The following is a 353-nucleotide window of genomic DNA, read 5'->3' on the forward strand; positions in this document are numbered from 1 at the left end:
AGCTCATCCTGAATGGTGATGAAGATCAGCCCCATGTGACGAATCTGCCCTGTGACGGTATTGTCGCCGTCCAGCAGGCGAATGCGGTCGCCCACTCTGTAGGGTGCGCTGAAGAACAGGATGATGGCTGCGGTGGCGTTGCTGAGCATGGACCAGCTGGCAAACAGGGCCACGCCGAGCAGTGCCATCAGCGAGGTGGCAAACACCATCAGGCCGTCGCCTTTCAATCCCCACAACACGCCAATGGCGATCAGGCCGATAATCAGGCAGGCGCTGTTGATGACCACCGCTGTCTGGAAGATACGGGCGCGGGAGTAATTGCGGCGGCGACCCAGCCGCTTGGTGATGCCGCG

General features: G+C 60.9%; 1 protein-coding gene. It reads right to left on the reverse strand.

Going from position 1 to position 353, the window contains the following annotated elements:
* On the reverse strand, positions 1-353 hold a 353-nt coding region (locus A3754_RS07520), incomplete at both ends, for a mechanosensitive ion channel domain-containing protein (protein ID WP_063519218.1).

This window comes from Alcanivorax sp. HI0083, from assembly GCF_001635175.1.